This is a genomic window from Frankia tisae, from assembly GCF_025403405.1.
GTDB classification, from domain to species: domain Bacteria; phylum Actinomycetota; class Actinomycetes; order Frankiales; family Frankiaceae; genus Frankia; species Frankia tisai.
The window spans coordinates 1-4,475 of the sequence record NZ_JANEZT010000461.1; the positions used below are offsets into that span (position 1 = coordinate 1).

Sequence of the window (4,475 nt, forward strand, 5' to 3'; positions counted from 1 at the left end):
GAACGTGCTCAGGTCATCGCCGATGTTTTCGCCGCCGCCTTCGGCGAGCCGATGGCGGCGGATGCCGCGGCGTTCCGGCGCAAGTTCCGCAAGACGGCGGCCTCGCCGTGGCGTCGTCGGACCTGTTGACGCTCGCGTCCACCTCGGGTGTGGTGCACGCGTTCCTGCAGCCGGCAAGGCTGTCGACGCGGGTCGGCCTGCTCGAAGCGCCCACCGTGGTGGAGAACTACGAACGCCGCTTCGCGCAGGTCGACGGCGTCACCCCGGTCGACGACGACACCCGGGCCGCCGTGCTGGCGGCGTTCGAGCGGTACCTGGCCACTGTGCCGCCGAACCGGCGGACCCGCCTGGTCTCGCTGACCGTCAAGGACGTGGCGGCCCGCCGCGGGATCTGCATCGGCAGCGCCGGCCTGCCGTCGTACAACCTGCTCGTCGAGGGTCAGACGCAGGCCCTGGACAACGACGTCGTCCTGCTACATGAAGCAGGGGCAGGTGCCGGCGGTCAGCCGGTTCGTCTCCGACGAGCGGATCCGCGACTACTTCGACCATCAGGGGCATCGCACGGCGCTGTCGCAGCGTGCGTTGCAGGCGCACAGCGACACCTGGCTGGGCCACACGGAGCTCGACGGCGTCGGCCCGCTCGTCGCCGAGGTGTCGCCGTACGCGCAGGACCTGGACGGGTCGGAGGTGAACGAACCCGAGCAGATGCTCGCCCTCGTCGCCGACCTCGGCCGCTCCACCGCCCGCATGCACGCCGTCGCGGACGACGAGAGCGAGCACGATCTGGTGGACTTCTCCACCGAGGACGAGATCCACGCCGCGATCTCGCGCGACGACAGGGAGTTCGTCGCCTCGCTGGTCGACTTCGCCCACGACTACGGCGCCCAGGTCCAACGGGACCATCAGCTCTTCGTCGACCTGTTCCGCAACGGCCAGCTCATCGAGGTGGACTGAGCAGGACATGGCCGAGGACGGAGAAGCCGCTCACGCGGGAACGGCGCGTACATACACGTTGTCGGAATAGGAACGGGCCCGGATGTCGAACGGCCCGCCGCAGGTGATCATGATTAGTTGCCGTGGGCCCCGCGATCCGGCGAAGGCCGCCGGATCGACGCCGCCGGCCTTGGCCCGGGCGAAGACCCGCTGGACCCGCCACGCGGTCTGCGTACCGCGTGCGTCGCTGGTGTAGACGAGGTCTCCGGTGTGCAGGTAGGCCAGGCGTCCAAATGCGAAGGGCGGCATTCCCCGCCAGTTCACGTGCCCGACGAGGGTCACCTCCCCGGAGCCGGCGTCCAGCGCGGCCGAACCGGGCCACAGCCCGACCTCGGTCGGCGTCCGCGGCGGGGTGAGGACGCCGTTGTCCTCGGTCGCCCGCCCGATCCGGGCGGTGATACCGAGCGCCGGAATCCGGACACTGGATGCCGGTAGATCGGGCTGGCGCCGGGCGATCTCGGCCGTGCTCGCCCCGTCGGATTCGGGCGGCGGCCCGGGTAGCCGCGGCCCGCCGGCCCCCGCCTCGGGCAGCGGCGCGGCCATGGGGGCGGGTCTGGTCGGCCAGCCCAGGATGGCCAGCACGATCCCGACCACCATCAGCCCGGCGAGGGTCAGGGCGCCGAGGACGGGCAGTGCGGCGGCCGGACGTCTCATGGTCGGGGGTGACCCGCCACGGTCGGCGGCCCGGCGGTGCATTCCAGCGGTGGTCGGATCAACGCCGGCGTCTGGTGCGCCGTGCCCCGAGTGCCCCGAGCGCGGCGAGCGCGCAGCCGGCGGTCACGGTGCCGAGCACGACCAGCTCAAAACCGCTACGCCCGGGCTCGTCGGGCTGCCCCCCCGCCACGGCCACCGGTGGCTGAGCATCCCGCTGAGCTCCCGGCGCCGACGATGCACCGTCGTGGCCATCCGACGAACCGGGCCCGTTGCCCGGGCCCGCCTGGCCGGAACCGCCTGCCGCCCCGCCGCCCACGGCAGCGCCGCCCACGGCGCCGCCCGTCACGGGGCCAGCGAAGCCGGGACCACCGGAGCCGGGGTGACCGGGAAGGCCGTCAGGGAATCCGGGTAGCCACGGCAGGGGCGGGAAGACGATGAACGGCTTGTCGGGCGGGATCGGCACGCTGGCGAAAGCGGGCGCCGCGACCACCCGTCCACCCTGAGCGGTGGCGGAGGCGTTCGCCACGTTGGTGGCGATGCCCGCCGCGACCTCCTCGGGCGTGATCGTGTGATCAGCAACCGTGCAGGTCAGACTCTGCCTCGGGAGAAGCGACGTGGCGGGGCAGCGGACGGGCCCCGCCTTGGGATCGTCCACGGTTACCGCGGACACCACCGTGTTCCCGGTGTTCGACACCGTGATCGTCCAGCGCACCCGGGCGCCGGCACCGATCTTGTCGTCCTTGCCGGCGCCCACCAGGATGCCGCGCTTGGTAGCAGCCAGCCCAGGTGTTCCAAGGACGATGAGGCTGACGGTGGTCTCCGGCGAGCTACTGCCTGCCCTGGCGGGCAGTCCCGGCAGGACGACCAGCATCGCCAGCAGCGCTGCCGTCGTCAGCGCTGCCGTCGTCAGCGCGGCCGACAGCGTTCGGGCAGGGAGACCCTTCGGCGCCGCCGAGTCCAGCAACGGTCTCGCCATCACAAGATCCCCCACTCGGCGCCATGAAGCGTTACGCAGAGTAATGTTGCTCGGTCGTGGCCTGGGGTCAAATCGGCGGTGACTGCGGGCGACCGAGCCGGCCGCCGGTATGGCTGGCCTGCGCGTGCGTGCTGTACAGACGTCGGCGTTAGGCGGGCATCGGGCGATTTCGCGGCGTGCCACCACGCAGGGTTAAGGAAGCGCGCGCCGGTGGGGCGGCCGTGTGGGACAGGGCCGCCGCTGGTCAGGGGGACGAAGCGCCGCCGGGGGAGCCGGACGCTGACGCACCGGTTGGCGGCGGCAGGACGGTCAGCTGGACGCCGTAGCCGACGCACGAGCTCGCGGTGTCTTCGCAGCCGTCATACAGGCTGCCGGAAATCTCCAGATACAGCCGACCCGGGCCGGTCCCTGGCGGGATTCGGACGGTCACCTGGAACCGACCGTCCCGCGCCACCGGCACGGTCGCGAGTTCCACGGCAGCGGCGCCGGCGCCGGCCTGCACGGCGGACACCCGGTAGATCGTGCCCGCCGGGAGCCTGCGGTCGCAGCGCAGGCCGCCGGAGGACACCGTCACCGCTTCACCCGCCCGTGCGGAACTCGGGCGCGCTTCGGGTGGCTGCGGGAGACACGAGCGATCGGGGTGGGCCAGGCCGCAGCCGACGACGCCGGCCAGGACCAGCAGCGCGACAGCGAGGACCGCTGCTGTCACAGCTCGCGTCCGCCGTGGACCCGCAGGGGTGCGCCCAAAGCGCGTGAGTGGCATCTCAGGAGCCGGGATTCACCGGCAGTGGCAGTGGCAGCGGTAACGACCAGACGGCCGCGCCGGGAGCGACGCCGGTGCCGGCGATGGCGCCCGCGACGTGTGTCTCGCCGCCGGCGACAGCGATGCCGAACAGCTCCATGCGCGCCGACGGCGCGGCGCCGGCCGACACCGACACCGACACCCAGTGCTCGCCTCGACGGTCGCCGACCAGCACGATCGGCTGCGGACCGGCGTCGGTGGCGCGGGAACCGACGGCCAGCGTCCGGCCGTCAGACAACCGGGTCAGCGCGCCGACGACCACGCCCGAGGGCAGCGTGGTCTCGTCGAGAGTCCAGCGGGCGCCATCGGACGAGCGGCGCAGCCGGGTCACCGTCGCGCTTCCCGCCAGCTCGCTGCCGGCGGCCAACAGTGTGCCGTCGGCCAGTTCGACTATCTGGTCGACGTGCTGTTCGGTGGGGCCGCCCAGGGTCGACGTGTCCATCTTTGTCCAGTTTGTCCCATCGCGGGAGCGCCAGACGGCCCCCGCGCCCGTCGGCCCGTCTGCCCGGCCGACGGCGAGCAACTCGCCGCGATGGGCGACGACGTCGGTGATGCCGCCGGTCAGGCCGCCGGCATCCCCGAGCGCGGCCCAGTGCCGGCCGTCGTGTGACGTCCACACCGCCGGCCGGGCCGTCGCCGGATCCTGGCCCCCGATGACGGACGATCCGACGGCGACAAAGCCGGGCCCGTCAAGGTAGGTCACCGCGCTCATCGTGCCGCCGCCGCCGCCGCCGCTGCCGTCCGGCTGGCGGAAGGCAGCGGTCCGCCACGTGCGCCCGTCCGCCGACGACCAGGCCGCGGGGGTCGAGCCGGCCGGCCCGGCTGCTCCGGCCGCGGATGCGTGGCGCCCCACAGCCACCTGCACCCCGTCCGCACCGACCGCGAGCCCCGTGACTACGGCGTCCGCCGTGTCCGCCGGACCCGCTGGGCCGCCGAGCAGGCGTTCGTCGAGCCGCAGGGCGGTGGTGCTCGCCGTGGACGGTCCGGAGCCGGCCATCGCGGGCCCGTCCTCGATTCCGGCCCGGCCGCCCGAATTCCGCGGTAGCAGGA

Annotated in this window: 5 protein-coding genes and 1 pseudogene; 2 read left to right on the forward strand and 4 right to left on the reverse strand. The window is 73.3% G+C overall.

Annotated features, from left to right (window positions below; all coding sequences use genetic code 11):
• Nucleotides 1-152: 152 nt before the first annotated feature.
• Together NBZ85_RS34155 and NBZ85_RS34160 are read left to right on the forward strand one after the other, a co-directional pair.
• Nucleotides 153-413, forward strand: a pseudogene (locus NBZ85_RS34155) (DUF2252 family protein); the annotation flags it as partial.
• Between the two features lie 79 nt (nt 414-492).
• Nucleotides 493-954, forward strand: coding sequence for a DUF2252 family protein (locus NBZ85_RS34160; RefSeq protein WP_261562987.1), 462 nt, complete (start codon nt 493-495; stop codon nt 952-954).
• A 30-nt stretch (nt 955-984) separates the two neighbouring features.
• Here the strand turns inward: NBZ85_RS34160 and NBZ85_RS28060 are convergent, their stop codons facing one another.
• The 4 genes from NBZ85_RS28060 to NBZ85_RS28075 form a co-directional block, all read right to left on the reverse strand.
• Nucleotides 985-1,647, reverse strand: a complete 663-nt coding sequence (locus NBZ85_RS28060) for a class F sortase (protein WP_261559940.1) — start codon at nt 1,645-1,647, stop codon at nt 985-987.
• 58 nt (nt 1,648-1,705) lie between these two features.
• Nucleotides 1,706-2,623 (reverse strand): CLIPPER-2 domain-containing protein, encoded by a 918-nt coding sequence (locus tag NBZ85_RS28065; protein ID WP_261559941.1) that lies wholly within the window; start codon nt 2,621-2,623, stop codon nt 1,706-1,708.
• A gap of 244 nt (nt 2,624-2,867) precedes the next feature.
• A complete protein-coding gene (locus NBZ85_RS28070; protein ID WP_261559942.1) occupies nt 2,868-3,332 on the reverse strand; it encodes a hypothetical protein in 465 nt (154 codons plus the stop codon).
• Nucleotides 3,333-3,387: 55 nt separating this feature from the next.
• Nucleotides 3,388-4,475: sialidase family protein (locus NBZ85_RS28075; protein ID WP_261562989.1), on the reverse strand; the 1,088-nt coding region annotated here is incomplete at its 5' end.

What these genes read in the sequence shown, in the direction of transcription:
- NBZ85_RS28065 (WP_261559941.1), bottom strand. Translation starts at nt 2,623, where the DNA reads ATGGCGAGACCGTTGCTGGACTCGGCGGCGCCGAAGGGTCTCCCTGCC.
- NBZ85_RS28060 (WP_261559940.1), bottom strand. Translation starts at nt 1,647, where the DNA reads ATGAGACGTCCGGCCGCCGCACTGCCCGTCCTCGGCGCCCTGACCCTC.